Annotated in this window: 18 protein-coding genes; 13 read left to right on the top strand and 5 right to left on the bottom strand. The window is 64.7% G+C overall.

Annotated features, from left to right (window positions below):
* Positions 1 to 215 precede the first annotated feature (215 nt).
* From ACR652_RS15965 to ACR652_RS15945, 5 genes are all read left to right on the top strand, one after another.
* Positions 216 to 2333 (top strand): hypothetical protein, encoded by a 2118-nt coding sequence (locus ACR652_RS15965; RefSeq protein WP_434507467.1) that lies wholly within the window; start codon positions 216 to 218, stop codon positions 2331 to 2333.
* Between the two features lie 118 nt (positions 2334 to 2451).
* Positions 2452 to 2916: a type III secretion system chaperone gene (locus ACR652_RS15960; RefSeq protein ID WP_434507466.1), complete on the top strand. Its 465-nt coding sequence runs from the start codon at positions 2452 to 2454 to the stop codon at positions 2914 to 2916.
* A gap of 176 nt (positions 2917 to 3092) precedes the next feature.
* Positions 3093 to 5327 (top strand): SulP family inorganic anion transporter, encoded by a 2235-nt coding sequence (locus ACR652_RS15955; protein WP_434507465.1) that lies wholly within the window; start codon positions 3093 to 3095, stop codon positions 5325 to 5327.
* A 156-nt stretch (positions 5328 to 5483) separates the two neighbouring features.
* Positions 5484 to 5702 carry a translation initiation factor IF-1 gene (infA, locus tag ACR652_RS15950; RefSeq protein ID WP_016920926.1) on the top strand — a complete coding sequence of 73 codons (219 nt, stop codon included), beginning with the start codon at positions 5484 to 5486 and terminating at the stop codon, positions 5700 to 5702.
* 24 nt (positions 5703 to 5726) lie between these two features.
* Positions 5727 to 6365, top strand: a complete 639-nt coding sequence (locus tag ACR652_RS15945) for a Maf-like protein (RefSeq protein ID WP_434507464.1) — start codon at positions 5727 to 5729, stop codon at positions 6363 to 6365.
* 40 nt (positions 6366 to 6405) lie between these two features.
* Here the strand turns inward: ACR652_RS15945 and alr are convergent, their stop codons facing one another.
* On the bottom strand, positions 6406 to 7551 hold the full coding sequence (alr, locus tag ACR652_RS15940) for an alanine racemase (RefSeq protein WP_434507463.1): 1146 nt from the start codon (positions 7549 to 7551) through the stop codon (positions 6406 to 6408).
* 167 nt (positions 7552 to 7718) lie between these two features.
* On the opposite strand from alr, the gene ACR652_RS15935 reads away from it, so the two are divergent.
* The 3 genes from ACR652_RS15935 to ACR652_RS15925 all read left to right on the top strand — a co-directional run bounded on the left by ACR652_RS15935 (position 7719) and on the right by ACR652_RS15925 (position 10135).
* Positions 7719 to 8198, top strand: coding sequence for a DUF2948 family protein (locus ACR652_RS15935; RefSeq protein WP_434507462.1), 480 nt, complete (start codon positions 7719 to 7721; stop codon positions 8196 to 8198).
* A 153-nt stretch (positions 8199 to 8351) separates the two neighbouring features.
* The gene (hisD, locus tag ACR652_RS15930) at positions 8352 to 9653 is read left to right on the top strand and encodes a histidinol dehydrogenase (protein ID WP_434507461.1); all 1302 of its coding nucleotides are present in this window, start codon (positions 8352 to 8354) and stop codon (positions 9651 to 9653) included.
* A gap of 50 nt (positions 9654 to 9703) precedes the next feature.
* Entirely contained in the window at positions 9704 to 10135 is a 432-nt protein-coding gene (locus ACR652_RS15925) for a UPF0262 family protein (RefSeq protein ID WP_434507553.1), read from the top strand.
* 8 nt (positions 10136 to 10143) lie between these two features.
* Here ACR652_RS15925 and ACR652_RS15920 read toward each other — a convergent pair whose 3' ends face one another.
* A complete protein-coding gene (locus ACR652_RS15920; protein WP_434507460.1) occupies positions 10144 to 10428 on the bottom strand; it encodes a hypothetical protein in 285 nt (94 codons plus the stop codon).
* A 261-nt stretch (positions 10429 to 10689) separates the two neighbouring features.
* Between ACR652_RS15920 and ACR652_RS15915 the strand changes: the two genes are divergently transcribed.
* On the top strand, positions 10690 to 11130 hold the full coding sequence (locus tag ACR652_RS15915) for a low molecular weight phosphatase family protein (RefSeq protein ID WP_434507459.1): 441 nt from the start codon (positions 10690 to 10692) through the stop codon (positions 11128 to 11130).
* Between the two features lie 197 nt (positions 11131 to 11327).
* On the opposite strand, the gene ACR652_RS15910 is transcribed toward ACR652_RS15915, so the two are convergent.
* Together ACR652_RS15910 and ACR652_RS15905 are read right to left on the bottom strand one after the other, a co-directional pair.
* On the bottom strand, positions 11328 to 12494 hold the full coding sequence (locus tag ACR652_RS15910) for an amidase (protein ID WP_434507458.1): 1167 nt from the start codon (positions 12492 to 12494) through the stop codon (positions 11328 to 11330).
* An 18-nt stretch (positions 12495 to 12512) separates the two neighbouring features.
* Positions 12513 to 14258, bottom strand: coding sequence for a long-chain-acyl-CoA synthetase (locus tag ACR652_RS15905; protein ID WP_434507457.1), 1746 nt, complete (start codon positions 14256 to 14258; stop codon positions 12513 to 12515).
* A 201-nt stretch (positions 14259 to 14459) separates the two neighbouring features.
* Here ACR652_RS15905 and ACR652_RS15900 point away from each other — a divergent pair, with 201 nt between their 5' ends.
* Both ACR652_RS15900 and ACR652_RS15895 read left to right on the top strand, forming a co-directional pair.
* Positions 14460 to 15758: an O-acetylhomoserine aminocarboxypropyltransferase/cysteine synthase family protein gene (locus ACR652_RS15900; RefSeq protein ID WP_434507456.1), complete on the top strand. Its 1299-nt coding sequence runs from the start codon at positions 14460 to 14462 to the stop codon at positions 15756 to 15758.
* Positions 15755 to 16678, top strand: a complete 924-nt coding sequence (locus ACR652_RS15895; protein ID WP_434507455.1) for a homoserine O-acetyltransferase/O-succinyltransferase family protein — start codon at positions 15755 to 15757, stop codon at positions 16676 to 16678. Before ACR652_RS15900 ends, ACR652_RS15895 begins: the two co-directional genes overlap by 4 nt.
* 29 nt (positions 16679 to 16707) lie before the next feature.
* Here ACR652_RS15895 and ACR652_RS15890 read toward each other — a convergent pair whose 3' ends face one another.
* Positions 16708 to 16956, bottom strand: a complete 249-nt coding sequence (locus ACR652_RS15890; RefSeq protein ID WP_434507454.1) for a phosphopantetheine-binding protein — start codon at positions 16954 to 16956, stop codon at positions 16708 to 16710.
* 231 nt (positions 16957 to 17187) lie between these two features.
* Here ACR652_RS15890 and ACR652_RS15885 point away from each other — a divergent pair, with 231 nt between their 5' ends.
* Together ACR652_RS15885 and ACR652_RS15880 are read left to right on the top strand one after the other, a co-directional pair.
* Positions 17188 to 18354 (top strand): acyl-CoA dehydrogenase family protein, encoded by a 1167-nt coding sequence (locus ACR652_RS15885; protein ID WP_434507453.1) that lies wholly within the window; start codon positions 17188 to 17190, stop codon positions 18352 to 18354.
* 13 nt (positions 18355 to 18367) lie between these two features.
* Entirely contained in the window at positions 18368 to 19258 is an 891-nt protein-coding gene (locus tag ACR652_RS15880) for an amino acid--[acyl-carrier-protein] ligase (RefSeq protein WP_434507452.1), read from the top strand.
* Positions 19259 to 19263: the final 5 nt, after the last annotated feature.

The raw sequence follows: 19263 nt of genomic DNA, 5'->3' as shown, positions 1-19263 counted from the left end.
GTGGCAGGTGAAAGCCTGAGAGCCGTGTTACGCTGAACTCGTCTCGTGCGACGAGATGCACGAGGTCTCGCGCGAAGACCGATCAACCAAAACGGGAAATCCGTGGCAAGCCGTTAGGAAAGAGCGTGTTGCGGAATGCGGCGTCTGTAATATTTTAGGAACGCGCATATCGGATGTCTCGATCGACTTGCGGCGAAATTGGTTGAGAGGAAGCGATGACAGACCGGCTCGTCATGGGGAACCGTGCGCTCAGCATAAGGCCGCAAACGTCAGATATCGTCATCAACAATACGGGCCGTGGCGATGTCGCGCCGGTGAAGGTCGAGAAGCTCAGAAAGCCGGAGCAAAAATTGGTGCGCTCGATGAGTCAGGGATCAACCCCGACGCAGGAGCCTCGTGATCAGCGCGAAAGAAAACTGCACGACTCCGCGAGGAGCGGCGAGCGTCCGGGGGAGAAATCTCAAAGCCTCACCGCTCGTTTCGCGAGCGATGTGCACCGAAACGACGAGAGACAGACCGAGAAGGGCGCCGAGACGAGATCGGCGCGGTCGAGGAGTCATGGATCGACGGCGACGCGGGAGCCCCTCGACACAAGCCGCCCGAAACACAAGACGCGTCAGCGCGATCATCACGACACGATCAAGGAGAAGAAATCCATAGGGAACCCTGAGACAGGATTGGTGCGCTCGAAGAGCGAGGGGAGCCAGACGCAGGCGTCCCCTGTCGAAGGACGGCGCAAGCTGCGGACTTCCAGGAACCGCGCCAATGATGGCGTGGAGAAAGCCCCAACTGGCGGGAAGAAATTGTTCAGATTGCCCTGGCGCGGCAATAGAGCGCTCGACAAGAGTCAGCAGGATCGGTTCAGGCGGTTGGCGGCTCTGGATGAAGATGTCCCGGCGAATCCGAACCTTTCGTCCGAAGAGAGCGCGGCGTGGCCCGCCTTCGAGCGGGAAGGTTTCGACAAGCGTGAAATGCTGCGCCTGCAGACTGCCGGTCTGGGGATCGAGGAGGGGAAGCTCTATCGCGCCAAGGACCTTCGCATCACCGAAGACACGGTCGCGAGTCAACCGAAGGACGTCAAGGTAGAGCTGCTCAAAAAGGGGAAGTGCGGGCAAGTCTACAAGACACAGTACAAAACGGAGGACGGCTCCACTTATGCCGGCGCCTTCAAGCCGTTGGCCCTGGAGACGAAAAGCAACGGCGCCATCGCCTCGGGGATCAATCCGAGGAATCCGCAGCTCGCCATGCGCAACGTCATTGTGGACAAGCTGGCGCGCAAACTTGGCTTCACGGTCGTGGACCCGATCAAGGTGGCGATCAGAACCCTACCTGATGGGTCGGTCGAACTCGGCCTCGAGACGAGGATGATCACGGAGGGGGTCCAGGGCGACGACGTCGCCGGCATGACAGGGCGTTACGGTCAGTCCAATATTTATGAGAATCCCCAGATTTGGCCCAGTCTGATCGAGCTCCAGCTTCTGGACGCCTTGACCGGGCAGATCGACCGCCATGCTGGAAACTGGTTCGTTTGCGAGGTGGATAAAATCAAGAAAGTCGTGGGTTTCGATCACGACTTTTGCCTGGGCGATCAGATCAAGACTCCAAATGACGCAAGCCAAAGCGGCGCGCTGAGCAATGATATCCTCAAGACGGGCGTCAGGACGCCCGTTTTCCACGGCGTGCTCATGCCGCCAGTCATCGACACCGATATGGCTGAAGCGATTGAAAAGCTTTCACCGGATGAGCTGCGGAAGATCATCGGACGCAAGCTGACGGAGTCAGAGCGCGATGCGGCAGGTACACGGCTGACGGCCCTCAAGGCGCATGTGACGGCCCTGCGTAAAGGCGGCAGGGTTGTCGATCCGAAGGAATGGGGCAAGCCGGTCGTCAAAAGCTGGTTGCTGGGCGACGGCCAGCGCGTCGATGACAGCTACATCCTGCGCGAATTCAAATATTGGGATGAATATTTGCATATGAGCCATCCCGAGAGTTCCGAGTCGAGCACTCTGAATTTCAATACACCCATAAAGCCGCCGCAGCCCGCCAATCGTGACGACTCCGAGACGAGCAGTCTGAATTTCAATACGCCCTCCAAGCCGCCTCAGCCCGACAATCGTGACGAGTCGGAAACGAGCGGTCTCAATTTCAGTTTGCCCGGCAATCCGTCCACCAGTCCGTCCCACGATCCTGACAATGCGGAAAGCACCATCTCTCCCGCGCGCCCCGGCGCGAAGGTCGATAATTCGTTCTCGGATCCCTTCAGCGGCAGTCTGTTCGATTCACCGGTCCAGGATAATCGCGACGTCGACAGGAAGTCCGAGAGTTCCGAATGATTGAGCAGCGCAAGGCGGCGCCGTTCGAACGGACTCCTCACCTCAGGCTCGGCGGAACGCGCCTGTCCTGATTTTGTCTGGGGACCCTGCTTCTCCAGGGATGCGAAGGATCTGCGGGATGTCGATCGAAATGGCGTTGCGGAATTTGCTCGCTGAAATCGGACAGCATTTTTCATTCGGCGAATTGCGCCTCGACGAGGAGCGCGGCTGCGCGCTTCGCTTCGGCGGGCGGACCACAGTCAATCTGCAATACCGCGATGAGGACGACGCGTTCTACCTTTACGCCATTCTCGGCGCGCCGCCTCCAAGGCTGGAGACCTATCGCGATCTGCTGGGCGCCAATCTTTTCTGGGAGGGAACCTCGGGCGCCACGCTGAGCCTGTCGAACGACGATCCGCCGAGGGTCGTGCTGTCACAGGCGTTCGACTGGCGCGGCAAGACGGGCGCGCAGTTTGCGCGCACGATTGAAACCTTCGCCGCCGTCGTGGGGGACTGGGCCGAGATGCTCTCGGGCGAGTCTGATCGCGGGCAGGCGACGGCGGCGCCGCTAAATGCGGAGATGGCCGCGATGATAAGAGTTTGAGTCCCGTGCGAGGGTGACGGCGCCTCACGCGCGCCAGCGGGGCGCAGTGAAGGGGAGGCCGAAACAGGGGGACCGGCCTGTTCGGCGGACAGTCGATAAAATTAGTAGAGAGTTCGGCGAAATTGCGCTAATGACCATAAGCTTATGTGTGGTTCATGCATTGCGTGGATATTGGAATGGTCGAGCAGATTTCGAATGGCGGCCGGGCGGCCGGGTCCATCTCCCTTGTCGCCGGGCGGCTGAGACACGCGATTGGAGATGCGCTCTCGGCCCTCGTCCTCTTCCCTGTCTCGGCCACCTATCTCCTCTCCTATACCGCGCTCGTCTATTCCGGTCCGCTCGCGTTCGGACGGCCTGCGGGGCTGGCGGCGATGCTGGTCACGAGCCTCGTGGCGGGGCTCGTCACGGGTCTGTCGAGCTCTTTCCGCTTCGCCTGCGGCACGCTGGATAACAACGCCACCGCCATCATGGCGACCGTGGCGGGGGCGATCGCCGCGGATATGGGCGCGGGCGCCAGCCCCGACGCCGTTCTGGCGACGGTGATCGTCGGCATGGCGATCGCGGGCGTGGCGGCGGGCGCGTCCATGCTCGCCATCGGTCTGGCGCGGGCGGGCGGCGTGGTGCGGCTGATGCCGCTTCAGGTGACCGCCGGCTTCCTCGGCACGACCGGCTGGATTCTCGCCGCCGGCGGATTGCGTGTCGGCCTGGGCCGGCGTCCCGACCTCGCGGTCCTGACCGACGCCACGCTGAGCTGCCGGCTCGCCGCCATCCTCGCCATCGCGGGCGCCATCGCCCTGATCACGCCGCGCGCGAGGTCGCCGCTGGTCCTCCCCGCGCTGATCGCCGTCGCCATCGCCGCGCATCACGCGGCCTTCGCCGCGCTGGGCGTCGACCTCGCCGCGCAGCGCGAAACAGGCTGGCTGATCGCCTTTCCGTCGAACCTCTCGGCGACGCTCCCCTGGAGCATGTCGACCCTGACCCAGGTGGACTGGGGGGCGCTGTCGCGTCAGGGGCTTGCGCTCATCGTTCTGGGGCTGGTGGGGCCGATCAGCCTGTTGCTGACCGCCACCGGGCTGGAGGCCGCCACGCGCGGGGACGCGAAGATCGACCGCGAACTCATCGTCGGCGGCGCCTCGTCGCTGCTGAGCGGCGCGGCCGGCGGCACGATCGGCTTCATCACTTTCGCGCGCAGCATGACGCTGAGAGAAGCGGGCGCCGCGAGCCGGGCCTCGCCTGTCGTCGCCACGCTGCTGATCGGGCTCCTGCCGTTCGTCTTTCCGGAGGCGCTGGGCGTCATTCCCGTCACGGCGCTGGGCGGCCTTCTGTTCTATCTCGGCGCCGGGCTTCTTCATAAATGGGTCTATGCGACCCGCGCCAGAATGTCCTTTGGCGAATGGGCGGCCATTCCCGCGGTCATTGCGCTCTCCGTCCATTACAGCGTCATCGTCGGCGTTTTTGCCGGGCTCCTGTTCGGCTGCGTGAATTTCACCGCGACCTATGGGCTCGGCGCGCCTGTGCGCGCGCGCTATTTCGGCGACGTCGCGCTGAGCAATGTGTGGCGCTCCCATGCCGACAGGGAAGTGCTGTGGGAAACCGCCCGGCAGCGCCTCGTCCTGTATCTTCAGGGCTTTCTGTTCTTCGGGACCGCCAATCGCCTGCTCAGGGACGTGCGGGCGGAGATTGAGCGCGCGAGCGGCCTGCGCTGGCTGGTCTTCGATCTCGGCGGCGTCGAAGGCGTCGACAGTTCGGCCCTGTCCACCTTTCAGCGCATCTGCGAGCTTGCCGCCGAACGAAACATCGGCGTGCTCTTCGCCGCGATGCCGGGGGAGGTCGTCGAGCGCCTGCGGCAGGCGCGCCCGGGGGCGTCGCCGATCTTCGCGCCCACGCTGGACGAGGCGCTGGAATGGTGCGAGGAGCGCGCCCTCGCCGAGGCCGACCACGTCTCGAACGCGCCGGAAACCCTGTCCGCGAAGCTTTCGGCTCAGTTCGGCGCGGAGACGGCGCGCGTCTTTCTCGACCATTTCCACATCATCGACGTCCCCGCCGGCGCGACGCTGATGGAGCAGGGGGAGCAAAGCGACGATCTGGCCTTCATCGAAAGCGGGCGGGCGAGCGTCCATGTGGCGTACGAAGACCGGCCGCCGGTGCGGGTCCGCACGCTGGCAGCGGGCACGATGATCGGGGAACTTGGCTTTTACGTCGGCGCGGCGCGAACCGCGACGATTCGGGCCGACGCCGACTGCCGCGTGATCCGGGTGGCGCCCGCCGACATCGCCAGGCTGGAGGCGTCGCATCCGCATCTCGCGCTGGAGTTCCACAGGCTGATCGCGAAACGGCTCTGCCTGCGCATCCACGACAAGGATCACCTCATCGCCGGCCTCATGCGGGGCATGCGGCGAACGACTGTGTAACGGGCCGAGGCGGGCCGGGGAGATTCCAGTTCACAAGATCGACTTTCTCCATTAGGGTCCGCGCCGACTCCGCCGCCCGCCCGGGCGCTGCGGCCTTTTTGCTTTCCCGCGCTATCTGACCCTTCAGCAGGCCAGCAAGCGCCCAGAAGGAACCACATGGCCAAGGAAGAACTCCTCGAATTTCCCGGCATCGTCACGGAACTCTTGCCCAGCGCGATGTTTCGGGTGAAGCTCGAGAACGATCACGAAATCATCGCCCATACGGCCGGCAAGATGCGCAAGAACCGCATTCGCGTGCTGGAGGGCGACAAGGTGCTCGTCGAAATGACGCCTTATGATCTGACCAAAGGCCGCATTACCTATCGTTTCCGGTAATTTCTTTCGGGCGGAGACGCTTTCGTGACTGCCAACCCCGCCGCTCCCAAGACGAAGCTCATTCTGGCCTCGGCCTCGCCGCGCCGTCTGGCGCTGTTGCAGCAGGCCGGGCTGGACGCCGACGCGCTTTTGCCCGCCGACATCGACGAGACGCCGCACAAGGGCGAATCGCCCCGCGCGCTGGCGATCCGCCTCGCGAGCGAAAAGGCCGCCGCGTCGGCGAAGGTCCGGGCGGCGCACGCCGATCTGAAAGACTCGTTCCTCATCGCCGCCGACACGGTCGTCGCGGTCGGGCGGCGCAGCCTGCCGAAGCCGGATACGACCGAGGAGGCCGAGGAATGCCTCCAGCTTCTTTCCGGGCGCCAGCACCGGGTCTACACGGCGATCAGCCTCATCACCCCGCGCGGCTTCGAGCGCAAGCGCCTCGTCGAGGCGAGGCTGCGCTTCAAGCGCCTGAGCTCCATGGAGGTCGACGCCTATCTCTCATCCGGCGAATGGCGGGGCAAGGCGGGCGGTTACGCCATTCAGGGCCTGGCCGGCTCCTTCGTCGTGAAGCTCGTCGGCTCCTATACGGCGGTTGTCGGCCTGCCGCTCTACGAGACTGTCTCGCTGCTCGCGGGCGAGGGCTATCCGGTGCTTCAGCCCTGGTTCGCCAAGGCGTGACCCCCCGGCGTTAACGGACGAAAATCGCCGCCCTTCATCCTCACCCGCCCACATAGCGGCGCGCATAGCGCCGGCCGAGACGGGTCAGCACCTCATAGCCGATCGTGCGCGCGCGGCCAGCCAGCTCCTCGACGCCGATAGTCGCGCCCAGCAACTCGACCCATTCGCCACGGCGGGAGGCCGCCTCGGGCGCGTCGGTGACGTCGAGCACGATGTAATCCATCGACACGCGCCCCACGAAGGGACAGCGCACGCCGCCCACCACGGCCTCTCCCGCCGCCTTGCCCGGCGCGGCCGTGGCGGAAACCGGCAGCCCGTCCGCATAGCCGGCGCCGATGGTCGCCACGCGGCTCGGACGCGGCGCCGCCCAGACGCCGTCATAGCCCACCGTCTCGCCGGTCGAGAGATCGTGCAGCGAGATGATTCTGGCCGCAAGCGACGCCACCGGCGCCATGGGATTGGCGGCGCCGGGCGTGGGATTGCCGCCGTAGAGCGCATAGCCGGGGCGGATGAGATCGAAATGCGGGCGCTGTGGCAGGAAGACGCCCGAAGACGCCGCCAGCGACGCGGCGACGCCGGGGAAATGCGCGCGGGCGGCAAGAAAATCAGCGATCTGACGGGCGTTGACCGGCGAGTCGGGCAGTTGCGCGCTGAGGAAATGGCTCATCACCAGCTTCGGCGCGATGGTTCTGGCGCGCTCCGCGACGGCCGCGGCGTCGGCGGGCGAGAAGCCGAGCCGGTTCATGCCGGTGTCGAAATGAATCGCGGCCTCCAACCGGCGGGCGAGCGTGACGCCCAGCGCGCTCCAGTCCTCGAGCTCCGCGAAAGAGCCGATGCAGGGGCGCAAGCCGGCGGCGGCGAGGCGCGGCGCGCAGCCCGGAACGATCCCGTCGAACACATAGATGTCGGCTCCGGGCGCCAACGCGCGGGCCGTCTCGCCTTCGAGGAGGCTGGCGACGAAGAAGGTCTCGCAGCCAGCCTTCAGGAGCGCGCGCATCACGGCGGCCTGACCGAGCCCATAGCCGTCCGCCTTGACCACCGCGCCGCAGTCCGCGCCCTGAGACAGCGCGGCAAGTTTGCGCCAGTTCGAGACAAGCGCGCCGAGATCGACGGTGAGCACACCCGTCTCGATCGGCTCGGACCGATCGGCGGCCTCGATGCACTCGGCTGTCCTGACGATTCCCATGGGTCGGCATCATAGGCCCAAAAAGCCGGCGGCGACATGGCGGGTTTGCATGGCGGGTTTGCAAGGCGCGGCGTCTACGCATCTTCCGCAAAATGGAGATCGTGGAGCGCCTGCGGGGTTGTGCCGCGTCGCGCCTCTCGCCATATCGGGCGCAGGGGAGGATCAGCATGGCCGTCACACCATTCGACAAGGCGCCGGCGCTGCGTCTGCATGCGCTCGACAGCGAGGATCTCGCGCTTCTTTCCGCTCATGTGCAGGACGCTCTGGTGCGCGTCGGCGACATCGCCTATTTGCCGGGCAAGCGCCGTTTCGCGCTCGTGGGCTCCCGCTTCGACTGGGCCGCCGAACTGGAGGGTCGCCTCGAGCGCTGCCGCGCCGGCCTTCATTTCGAGAGCGTCGAGCGCGTGCGCTGCCAGCGGGTCTCGCGTGAACAACCCGATGCGCTGCTCGAACTCCTGGCCATCACCTTCGAGCCCGGCCCCGAGGCGCCGGGCGGGACGATCCGCCTCACTTTCGCGGGCGGCGCCGCGATTTGCCTGGACGTCGAATGCGTCGAGGCCCAGCTCTGCGACATCGGCCCGCGCTGGAAGACCGCCGCCCGGCCCAGCCACGACATTTCCGCGCAGGAGGACGGGGCGCGCGCCTGAGCCCGGGGCCGGACCGAAAGGCTTGGCCTTTTCCGTTTTTCGCGCCGCCGGGGGCCGCCGCTTTAAGCACGCCGGGCGAGACCGCGCGCAACAAACTTGACGAAAGCGCGTCGTGAGGGTCATGACAACCGGGAAACCCGGTTGGAGATGGAAATGACCCTGCGTTTGGACGCTGCCGCCCCCGATTTCGAACAGCGCTTCGTCTCGCTGCTCGCCATGAAGCGGGAGTCGTCGCACGACGTCGACGCGACGGTGCGGGCCATCATCGAGGACGTCATCGCCCGTGGCGACGAGGCGCTGATCGACTATTCGAAGCGTTTCGACCGCATTGATCTGGCCCAGACCGGCATCGCCGTGTCGGCCTCCGAAGTCGCCGCCGCGGAAGCCAAATGCTCGAAGGAGCAGCTCGCCGCGCTCGATCTGGCGCTGGAGCGCATCACCGCCTTCCACGAACGGCAGAAGCCGGAGGATCTGCGCTTCCGCGACGCGGCCGGCGTGGAGCTCGGCTGGCGCTGGTCGCCGCTCGATTCCGTCGGTCTCTACGTGCCGGGCGGGACGGCGGCCTATCCGTCCTCGGTGCTGATGAATGTGGTTCCCGCGAAGGTCGCGGGCGTGAAGCGCATCGTCATGGTGGTTCCGACGCCGGGCGGCCATGTCGAGCCGCTGGTGCTCGCTGCCGCCAGGCGCTCGGGCATCGATGAAATCTACCGCGTCGGCGGCGCGCAAGCTGTCGCCGCGCTGGCCTATGGCACGAAGACCATCGCGCCCGTCGTCAAGATCGTGGGCCCCGGAAACGCCTGGGTGGCCGCGGCGAAGCGCCGCGTCTTCGGCCAGGTCGGCATCGACATGATCGCCGGTCCCTCGGAAGTGCTGGTTCTGGCCGACAAGACCGCCAATCCGGACTGGATCGCCGCCGATCTGCTGGCGCAGGCCGAGCACGACGAGTCCGCGCAATCCATCCTCATCACCGACAGCCCGGAGATCGCCGACGCCACTGTCGCCGCCGTGGAGCGCCATCTTTCGACGCTCTCCCGCGTCGAGATCGCCAGCGCCTCCTGGCGCGATTATGGCGCGGTCATTCTCGTGCGGAGCCTGGCCGAGTCGCTCCCGCTCGCCGACCGCATCGCCGCCGAGCATCTGGAAATCATCAGCGAGGACGCTGAAGACCTCGCCGCGCGCGTCTCCAACGCCGGCGCCATCTTCATCGGCGCTTACACGCCGGAGGCGGTGGGCGATTATGTCGGCGGCAGCAACCACGTCCTGCCCACGGCGCGGTCGGCGCGCTTCTCCTCCGGGCTGAGTGTGCTGGATTTCCTCAAGCGCACCTCCATCCTGAAATGCGACGCGGACTCCCTGCGCGCCATCGGCGGCGCCGCCGTGACTCTGGGCGACGCCGAAGGTCTTCAGGCGCATGCGCGATCCGTTTCCATCCGCCTCAACGCGCTTGGGGCCTAGGAGTGGACGCAAGCGCGAAGAAACGGCTGATTTCGGTTACGCTCGACGAGATGTCGATCGGGCGTGGCTCGGCCGATCAGGAGCACGAGCGCGCCATCGCGGTCTATGATCTGCTGGAAGACAACAGCTTCGCGCTCGCCGGCCATGAGGGCGGACCCTACGCGCTCAGCATTTCGCTGGTGGACGCGAAGCTCGTTTTCGACATTCGCGACCAGAACGGCGGGAGCATCATCACCCACATTCTGTCGCTGACGCCGTTCAAGCGTATTCTCAAAGATTATTTCCTCATCTGCGAGAGCTATTATGCCGCGATCCGCACGGCGACGCCAAGCCGGATCGAGGCCATCGACATGGGCCGGCGCGGCTTGCACAATGAGGGCGCGCTGCTTCTTGCCGAGCGTCTGAAAGGCAAGATCGAAACAGATTCAGACACCGCCCGACGGCTGTTCACGCTGATCACGGCGTTGCACTGGAAAGGCTGACGAAAAGGTCAGGCGAAGGCGAGACGGCGTTCCAGCTCCAGCCGGATATCCGGCTGATGACCGAGCTGGCGAAAGACTTTTTCCATATCCTGCGGCTTCAGTTCGCCGCCGATGCGCGTCCGGACGAGAGAGTCGAGCCAAATGGCCTCGAACTGCTCGCAAGACGCCATGTCTTTCAATTTCACATCCACGCCCGGCGCCTGAAACGCCGCCTCCGCGGTTTCGCCGTCGATGCGGAACGGGGCCAGGCTACGGAATGGGGGGAGCCCGCAATAGTCTCCGCAGTAGCCCACCACTTTCGTGCCCTCGGTGACAAGATCGCAGTGGATGAAGGTCGCGCCAAGTTGGTCGGTGGCGATATGCAGGACGTGTCAAGCTCAAGTTTGAACGCCTTGCTGGCGAGGCAAAATCTCCCTAGTTTCCGCCGGCCGGCGGCCGTCCGGGGGTGGCCCGTCCTTCAAACTGCTGGAGCACCGTGAGACTTCGCGTCACTTTGCCGAGCGCTGACGCTTTGATGCGGGACGCCGCTCGTCGGACCCGGATGCGGTAGCGACATGGCGCGCCCGCAATCAATCCTCTTTGCCTGCACCATGAATACGGTTCGCTCGCCCATGGCCGAGGCGATCGCGCGGCACTATTTCGGCCGGGAAATCTACTTCGCCTCGGCGGGTTTGAAGCGCGGCGAGGCGGACCCCTTCGCCATCGCGGCGATGGAGGAGATCGGCGTCGACATCAGCCGGCATCGGCCGCACACCTTCGAGGATCTCGAAGACTCGAATTTCGATCTGATCGTGACCCTCTCGCCCGAGGCGCATCACAAGGCGCTCGAGTTCACCCGAACCATGGCGGTCGACGTCGTCTATTGGCCGACCCCCGACGCAACCGCCGCCCAGGGCTCGCGGGAGGCGATCCTCTCCGCCTATCGCGACGTGCGCGACCGTCTGACCGCCCGGATCAGGGATCTGCTGGGGCGTCCGCCGGTCGGCGGCGCCTGAGCCACGCCGCTCGAGCTGATGCAGGCGTTCTTTCGAGCGTGGGCAACGACAATGGAAACGCCGCCGATGATCTCGTCACGCTGCCGGCCGTGGGGGCCTCGGGCAGATCAGGCTCGCCGGCGCAGAAAAACTTTCTGAATGTCGTAGAGTGAAGTCTCACGTGAAGCGCGGAAGCCCTCCGTCGGCGTTTTGGACGCCTATTTTTTCATCCTGGCGCAGAAACGCTGGGCGAGCGCGAGAAGCTGGCGGTCGCTGCCGCGCCGTCCGACAAAGGAGAGCGCCACCGGCGCGCCGCTCGTCGGCAGCGGCAGGCTGATCTGCGGCAGCGAGAAGTAGCTGGCGATCAGGAACAGCCGCATCATCTGATAACGCTTGGCGTCGAGCTCTTCCTCGCTTTCGCTCAGCAGCGGCGAACGGAAGGGCGCTGTCGGCATGACGAGAAACCCCTTATCGCCGAGCAGCGCGTCGACGCGCTTGCGCGCTTCCTCGCGAAAGGCCTCGGCGGCGCGCTTCTGATCCAGCGTCACTTTCGAGGCGATGGCGAAGCGCTCTTCCACGCCCTTGCCGAAGGTGGGATGTTCCGCCTGAATCCAGGCGCCGTGGGACGCCCATGCCTCAAAGGCCTGCAAATTCCGGAAATGCGCGAGCGCGGTCTTGAAGAACTCCTCGTCGAGACGCCCCTCCCGCCAATGTCCGCCCTTCAGCATGTCGATCGCGGGCGCGGCCGCCTCGGCAAAGGCGGTTCCCACATTGCTGAAGGCGTCGATGAACATCACGGCTTCATCGAAGCCGGCATGATCCTTGTCCGGCGGCAGCAACACATCGCCCACCGTGCCCATGCGGGCGACATCGCGCGCGAACCAGCCGATGACGTCGAGCGACGGCGCGAGAGGCACGACGCCATCCATGGGAATGGCGCCGTGCGAAGACCGAAAACCAAAGACGCCACAAAACGCGGCAGGCGCGCGGCAGGAGCCGGCGGTGTCGGTGCCGAGGGCGAAATTGACAAGGGCCGCCGCGACGGCGACAGCCGAGCCGGAGGACGATCCGCCGGAATGCCGGTCCGGCGCCGAAGGATTGATCGGCGTGCCGTAATGTGGATTGGCGCCCATGAGGCTATAGGCCATCTCGTCCATATGGGTCTTGCCGACCAACCGCGCGCCGGCCGCCAGCAGCCGGTCGACCACGGCGGCGTTGCTGCGCGCCGGCGCGTGCGACGCCGCCCATTGCGGATGGCCGTTTGTCGAAACCTTGCCGGCGACGTCGATGTTTTCCTTCACGACGAAGGTCGAGCCCGACAACGGCCCGGGACCGTCCGCGCCTTCATTCAGCACAACCGAGATCGCGCCCAGCCCGGCATTCATGCGGCAACCTTTCGTGGCTCACAAGGCAACGGCGCCGCCGATGATTTGCTCGTAAAGCGCCAAATCCAAGGCAGTATATATAGAACCCTTCGACGACGCGAAAAAGACAGGGTCGAGGACCCGCCGTGGATCGAAGCCTTCGCCGGCAAGCTCCTGCTTGCGATATTTGAAAGTCTCCGTCGATTTGAGCTCGGGCGCAAGACGCAAGAACACCGGGCGCGCATAGGCCGGGAGCCGCGCGGCCAGGTGCGGATAAAGGCCCGCGAGGTCGAACGCAGCATCCGCGACAATGGCGGCCATGCCGGCGCGGCCGTCGCAGCCGGGAATCTCCACCCCGTAAACGGCGAGGTCGCACACACCGGGATAGGCGGCAATCGCTTGCGCCACTTCCGCCGTGGAGACATTCTCGCCCTTCCAGCGAAAACTGTCTCCGACGCGATCGACAAAGAAGAAGAAGCCGCGCGCGTCCTTGCGCATGAGATCGCCGCTGCGCATCCACGCGTCGCCCGTCTCGAAGACGTCGCGGAGGATTTTCCTTTCCGAAGCCGCGCGATCGAGATAGCCCTCGAAATCGTTGGCGATGCGCCCGATCGCCTCGCCGGGCTCGTCCGGCCCGCAGGCGACGCAGAAACCATCGGACCCTCGCAGCGGCAAGTCGCTTTCAGGGTCATATTTCACCAGCCGCACGGATTGGCTCGCGCCCAGAAAGGCTGGGATGCGGCCGATGGAACCCGCCTCGCCCTCGACATTATAGAGCGAGAAATTGCTCTCGGTCGCCGCATAGAATTCGAGGATGCGCGGAACCGCGAAGCGCTTCTGGAACACCGGCCAGACCTCTGGCCGCAGCCCGTTGCCGACAGCCATGCGCAGCCGATGCCGCGTCTCCTCGGGGCAGGGCGCCGCATGGGTGAGATAGCGGCAGAGCTCGCCGATATATTGGAACAGCGTGCACTCATAGCTGACGATATCGGGCCAGAAGCCGCTTGCCGAAAAGCGCTCGCGCAACACGACCGAGCCGCCGCCGAGCAGCGTCGCCCATATGGCGACGACGCCGCCGACCGAATGATAGAGCGGCAGACAATCATACATGCGATCTTGCGGGGTGACGTCGATCAGGCCCCGAAACCACAGCGCCCAATTCATGATGCGGCGATGAGACACGATGGCGGCCTTGGGCAGGCCGGTCGTGCCGGACGTATAAATATAAAGCGCATGGTCGCGCAGCGTCGGGCGCATCGTCGCGCCTTCGAGCGACGCCGCCGGCTGCGACTGCAGCCGCTCCGAGAAAGCGTGATCGCAAACGACGAGCCGCGCGCCGCCGCAATCCGCCTGGACCTCCGTGCAGGCGTGCTGGAATCGCTGCGAGCACAGAATGACGCGGGGCGTGGCGATGCGAATGCAGTGAGCCAGAGACGCGCCAGTCAGATTGTTGTTGATCAGCGCGGTCACGACCCCAAGGCGCGAGAGCCCCAGCCAGATCGCGATATATTCAGGCCCGCCCTCCATGACCAGCGCAACGGCGTCGCCCTTGCGGAGCCCCTCGCCGAGTCCCCAATGGGCGTAACGCAAGGACCGCTCCGCGAGTTCACGAAAGGTAAACGTCTGCGTCCCAGAGAGCAGCGCGGGCGCATCAGGCGATGCGCGGACGATCTCATCGAAAACATCGGCAAGCACGACTTCGGGCGTTTCGTTGATCCGCGCGGTGAGTTTCAGCGCGCGGAGCCAGTCTTTGTTAACCGAACCGCCTGATGCACGCGCCGCCATCGGCCTTTTGCTCCACGAATGTTCACAGGCTCAAATAGGCGCGCGACCATGAATATTCCGGAAAGGCCGTGTCAATGACGGACAGGCGCCTTGTGGCGCGGCCGCTCGACAGCCGCCCTGCGCGCCGGGATGGCGGTGGTTTTTAAGGAATTCGCTGCATCTTGTCGACAGAGCGTAAACGTCGCCTTGGCGGAGCGGTTCATGCGTAAGGAAACAATTGCGGTGCACGGCGGCTATGACGGCGATCCCGCGACCCGCGCGGTCGCGGTCCCGATCTATCAGACGGTTGCCTATGAGTTCGACAGCGCGGACCACGCCGCCGCGCTATTCAATCTCGAAGAGGAGGGGTTTCGCTACAGCCGCATCGCCAATCCGACAACCGACGTTCTGGAAAAACGCGTCGCCGAGCTGGAAGGCGGCGTCGGCGCGCTTGCCGTCGCGACCGGACAGGCGGCCCTTTATTACGCCTTCGCCAATGTCGCGGACAGCGGCGGCGGCATCGTCGCGGCGCCGAGGCTTTACGGCGCGACTCACACTTTGCTTCAGCATGTGATGGCGCGTCAGGGCGTTCGGGCGCGCTTCGCGGCGAGTGAGTCGCCCGCCGACATGGCCGCGGCGATCGACGCGGACACCAAGGCGCTGTTTTGCGAGAGCGTCGGCAATCCCCTCGGCAATATCTGTGACATCGCGGCGCTTGCCGAAGTTGCGCATGCGCGAGGCGTTCCGCTCATCGTCGACAACACCGTGGCGACGCCCTTCCTGTTGCGGCCGATCGAGCATGGCGCCGACATTGTCGTGCATTCGCTGACCAAATTCCTCGGCGGACATGGCTCGACGCTGGGCGGAATGATCGTCGATTCCGGCCGTTTTCCCTGGCGCGATTATCCGGAGCGATTTCCGACATTCAACGGGCCGGACGCATCCTATCAGGGACTCGTCTATGTCGACCGCTTCGGCGAAGCCGCCTATATCGCCCGCGCGCGCAGCGTTTACCAGCGCACCACAGGCGCCGTGCTGCCGCCGTTGAGCGCATTTCTGCTGTTGCAGGGGTTGGAGACGGCGGCCTTGCGCATCGAGCGGCATGTGGAGAACGCCCGCCGCGTCGCCGCCTTCCTGCGTGATGATCCGCGCGTGGCGTGGGTGAATTACGCCGGATTTCCGGAGAGCCCCTATTACGAGCTTGCACGCAAATATCTGAATGGCGCGGCGCCCTCCCTGCTCACTTTCGGCGTGAAGGGCGGGCTCGAGGCCGGCAAGCAGCTTTACGACTCCCTGCGTCTCATCAAACGTCTCGTCAACATCGGAGACGCGAAGTCGCTCGCCTGTCATCCTGCCTCGACGACTCACCGGCAAATGTCGCGTGACGAGCAGGCGAGGGCGGGCGTGTCGCCAGAGATGTTGCGGCTGAGCGTGGGCATCGAACATGTCGACGATCTGATCGACGATCTCGATCAGGCGCTCGCCGCCGCCGCGTCGGCGCGGCTGGAGGCTGCCGAATGACTGGCGCTCTGGAGGTTGCATTCGTCAACAATATGCCCGACACCGCGCTCGCGGCGACGAATGCGCAGTTTTCGCGTCTCGTGCGCGCGGCCGGTGGTGATCGCGACATCATCTGGCGTCGCTATACGCTGCCCGGTCACAGTCGCAGCGACGCCGCCGAGAAATATCTCGCGCGCGGTTACGACGATATCGAGACCCTCTACCGGCGGGGCGCCGATATGCTGATCGTGACCGGCTGCGAACCACGCGCGCCGCGGCTGGAGGAAGAGCCCTACTGGCCCCACATGCGCAGACTCGTGGACTGGGCGCGCGATCACACGCTCACGACGCTTTGGTCCTGCCTTGCCGCGCATGCGGCGGCGCTTCACCTCGCCGGCGTCCAGCGTCGAAGGGCGCCCGCAAAGATCAGCGGCGTCTATCCCGTCTCACGGCTCGACCTCGATTGGGCGCCAGGGGTCAGGGCGAACTTCCTGGTTCCTCACTCTCGTCACAACGATCTTGCGCGCGAGCATCTCGAGGCGCATGACTTTCGCATCGGAGCAGGGTCCGCTGACATCGGCGTCGACATTTTCTGGCGAGAAGAGCCGAGTCTCTTCGTCTTCTTGCAGGGTCATCCTGAATATGACGCCGACACGCTGCTGAAGGAATATCGCAGGGATGTGTTGCGCTTTGTCGATGGAGAGCGAGCGGACTATCCGCGCCCGCCGGCAAATCTCTTCGAGACGCCAACCTCGGCGAAGCTGGAGGCCTTGAAGGCCCGCATCATGAGTGGAACGGAAGCGCATCCCGCCGTCGCGCTCAGGCAGATTCTGGCGGCGGGAACGTGCTCCGCAAGCTGGGCGGAAGACGCCAGCCAGCTTTTCAGGGCCTGGCTGGGCGTCGCCTGGGAGAGAAGCCGGGCACGCCGCCAAATTGCATGAAGGCGGCGCGCCCTTTGGGGCGCGCAGGCTTAATGCCTGAGCTCCTGAACAAGCGTTTCGATGCTCTCGATCGTGCGGAAGTTTGACGGCACGAGCTTCGTCGTGGGGATCGTCAGATTGAATTCCGCCTCGATCGACAGCATCAAATTGACCATCTGCATCGACGTGAGTCCGAGCTCCTGCAAATCCTGCTGACGCGCGACGCCTTCCGGATTTCCGATGAGCGGGCAGAGGAGGGACTGAATGCGGGCTGCGGTCTCTGGGATCGAGGCGTCCATGGGATACTCCGTTACTCATACATATGACGCGAGACTATCCGCCGCAGGTAAACAAAACTGACGGATTATGCCACGGTTTCAATCCATTAACCTTTACCTTCACAATTCCCGCCTGGCGCCGGATTCTTAACATCAACAGCCTAGCTTTTGCTGTGGTTTTGAAGAGAAGCGAGGCCTGCTCCAATGTCTATGGCGGAAAGCTCGACGAACATCCATGAGCCGGGAGCGCCGATGGAAGGCGATCTTGCGGCGCGAATTGCCGCTGTCGCGGCTGTCGCCGCGAGACATGCCGATACCGTCGACGCGGACGCGCGCTTTCCTGCAGAAGCCTTTGCCGAGCTGAAAGCGCAAAAGCTCATGGCTGTTCTTCTGCCGCATGTCTTTGGCGGCGAAGGGCGCAGCGTCGCCGACGCCGCGCAGATCTGCTATGCGCTCGGGAAGGTCTGCTCTTCCACCTCCATGATCTACGCAATGCATTCGGCGAATGTCGCCTGTGTCGTGAATCATCGCGACGATAGCGAGCACTTTCTTGCCTGTCTGCGCCGGATCGGTGTGAACCAGATGCTGCTCGCCTCGTCGACGACGGAGGGGCAGAACGGCGCCAATGTCCGCGCCAGCGCCGCATCGCTCGTCCACACAGGCGACATTGTCTCGCTCGATCGTGACGCGTCGGTGCTGTCCTATGGCGCCGACGCCGACGCAATCGTGACGACGGCCCGCCGTTCGCCCGAGTCCTTGCCGAGCGACCAGGTTCTCGCGCTCTTCTTTCACGACGATTACTCGCTTCAGCGCACGTCGAAGTGGGACGTCATGGGCATGCGCGGCACATGCAGCGAGGGGTTTCGTCTGATGGCGAAGGGCCGGCGCGAGCAGGTCCTGTCGGAACCCTATGATCGTATCCATCGGCGCAGCATGGTTCCGGTGACGCATCTTCTTTGGGCCGCGTGTTGGGCGGGCGTCGCAGCGGGCGCCGTCACGCGCGCGCAGTCATTCGTGCGCATGGTCGCGCGGGCGCAGAAAGGGGCTCTGCCGCCCGGCGCGCCCTGTGCGACGCAGGCGTCTCTCTCCCTGTCGACGCTTGTCCGTCTCGTGGACTCGGCGCTGGCGAATTATCTTGCGCGGGCGAGCGACGGCAAGGCGCTGGAAGAACTCGGTTTTCAAACCGAGCTCAACCTCCGGAAGGTCTCGGCCTCTGAACTTGCCATCACGACCGTGATGCATGCGTTCAACGCCTGCGGCATCGCCGCCTACCGAAACGATGGCGACTTCAGCGTTTCCCGTTCCCTGCGAGACATCCTGTCTTCCGCAATCATGATCAACAACAGCCGCATCCTCGCGAATGTCTCGACATCCTGCCTGATCGGCGGCGTGCCCGACTCCCTTTCCAGACTTCAGTGAGAGGGCCGCGGTGATGCAGACTGAACGGAAGGACAAAGAGCTCGTCGACAAGCTCTTTCATCGGATGGGCGTCGCGGGCGTTTACGCAAGAACGCGGCAGTACGAGGATGTCGTCGACGCGCTGCAGTCGTTCGTTTCAAGAGGCCGTCCAGCGGAGGCGGAGGTTTTGCGGTTTCCGCCGGTAATGAGTCTCAGACAGCTCGAGAAGCAAGGCTATCTGAACAGCTTCCCGCAGTTGCTCGGCTGTGTCTGTTGCCTTCACGGAGACGACGGTGAAATCGCGGCGGCGGCGAGCCGCGCAGACTGGACGAGTGAGACGCGCGCGGCGGAGCTCGTGCTCAGTCCGGCCGCCTGTTATCCGATCTATCCGCTCGTCTCGGCAAGAGGGCCCGTCGCGGACTCCGGCCTCGTGTTTGACGTAGCGGCGGACTGCTTTCGGCATGAGCCGTCAGAGGAGATCGACCGCCTGCAATCCTTCCGCATGCGAGAGTTCGTCGTAATCGGATCGCCGGATCAGGTTGCGGCGTTCCGGGACGAGTGGATGGAGCGAGCCACGGAAATGGCTTCGGCTCTACAATTGCCATATGAAATCGATCGCGCCAGCGATCCGTTCTTTGGTCGCGTGGGTCAGCTCATGGCCGCAAATCAGGTCGAGCAGGCGCTGAAATTTGAATTGCTGATCCCGATGCGCACGAACGCTGGGCCCACGGCCTGCATGAGCTTCAACTACCATCGCGACCATTTCGGGAAGACATGGTCCCTCGTTCGCGCTTCGGGCGATGTCGCGCATTCGGGCTGTGTCGCTTTCGGCGTCGACCGTCTGGCGGTGGCGCTGTTTTCGACGCACGGGCTGGAGGTCTCTCGCTGGCCATCAGAAGTCCGAGACGTGCTGCGGCTTGATTGAATGCC

Origin of the sequence: Methylocystis sp. (assembly GCF_051061225.1) — a bacterium.
Taxonomy (GTDB): Bacteria; Pseudomonadota; Alphaproteobacteria; order Rhizobiales; family Beijerinckiaceae; genus Methylocystis.
The sequence above is the reverse complement of the archived record's forward strand: the minus strand, read 5'-3'. Positions and strand labels throughout refer to the sequence as shown.

What these genes read in the sequence shown, in the direction of transcription:
- ACR652_RS15925 (WP_434507553.1), top strand. Translation starts at nt 9,704, where the DNA reads ATGTCGATCGGGCGTGGCTCGGCCGATCAGGAGCACGAGCGCGCCATC.
- ACR652_RS15915 (WP_434507459.1), top strand. Translation starts at nt 10,690, where the DNA reads ATGGCGCGCCCGCAATCAATCCTCTTTGCCTGCACCATGAATACGGTT.
- ACR652_RS15880 (WP_434507452.1), top strand. Translation starts at nt 18,368, where the DNA reads ATGCAGACTGAACGGAAGGACAAAGAGCTCGTCGACAAGCTCTTTCAT.
- ACR652_RS15895 (WP_434507455.1), top strand. Translation starts at nt 15,755, where the DNA reads ATGACTGGCGCTCTGGAGGTTGCATTCGTCAACAATATGCCCGACACC.
- alr (WP_434507463.1), bottom strand. Translation starts at nt 7,551, where the DNA reads ATGGGAATCGTCAGGACAGCCGAGTGCATCGAGGCCGCCGATCGGTCC.
- ACR652_RS15955 (WP_434507465.1), top strand. Translation starts at nt 3,093, where the DNA reads ATGGTCGAGCAGATTTCGAATGGCGGCCGGGCGGCCGGGTCCATCTCC.
- ACR652_RS15960 (WP_434507466.1), top strand. Translation starts at nt 2,452, where the DNA reads ATGTCGATCGAAATGGCGTTGCGGAATTTGCTCGCTGAAATCGGACAG.
- ACR652_RS15910 (WP_434507458.1), bottom strand. Translation starts at nt 12,494, where the DNA reads ATGAATGCCGGGCTGGGCGCGATCTCGGTTGTGCTGAATGAAGGCGCG.
- ACR652_RS15965 (WP_434507467.1), top strand. Translation starts at nt 216, where the DNA reads ATGACAGACCGGCTCGTCATGGGGAACCGTGCGCTCAGCATAAGGCCG.
- infA (WP_016920926.1), top strand. Translation starts at nt 5,484, where the DNA reads ATGGCCAAGGAAGAACTCCTCGAATTTCCCGGCATCGTCACGGAACTC.
- ACR652_RS15890 (WP_434507454.1), bottom strand. Translation starts at nt 16,956, where the DNA reads ATGGACGCCTCGATCCCAGAGACCGCAGCCCGCATTCAGTCCCTCCTC.
- ACR652_RS15935 (WP_434507462.1), top strand. Translation starts at nt 7,719, where the DNA reads ATGGCCGTCACACCATTCGACAAGGCGCCGGCGCTGCGTCTGCATGCG.
- ACR652_RS15885 (WP_434507453.1), top strand. Translation starts at nt 17,188, where the DNA reads ATGGAAGGCGATCTTGCGGCGCGAATTGCCGCTGTCGCGGCTGTCGCC.
- hisD (WP_434507461.1), top strand. Translation starts at nt 8,352, where the DNA reads ATGACCCTGCGTTTGGACGCTGCCGCCCCCGATTTCGAACAGCGCTTC.
- ACR652_RS15900 (WP_434507456.1), top strand. Translation starts at nt 14,460, where the DNA reads ATGCGTAAGGAAACAATTGCGGTGCACGGCGGCTATGACGGCGATCCC.
- ACR652_RS15905 (WP_434507457.1), bottom strand. Translation starts at nt 14,258, where the DNA reads ATGGCGGCGCGTGCATCAGGCGGTTCGGTTAACAAAGACTGGCTCCGC.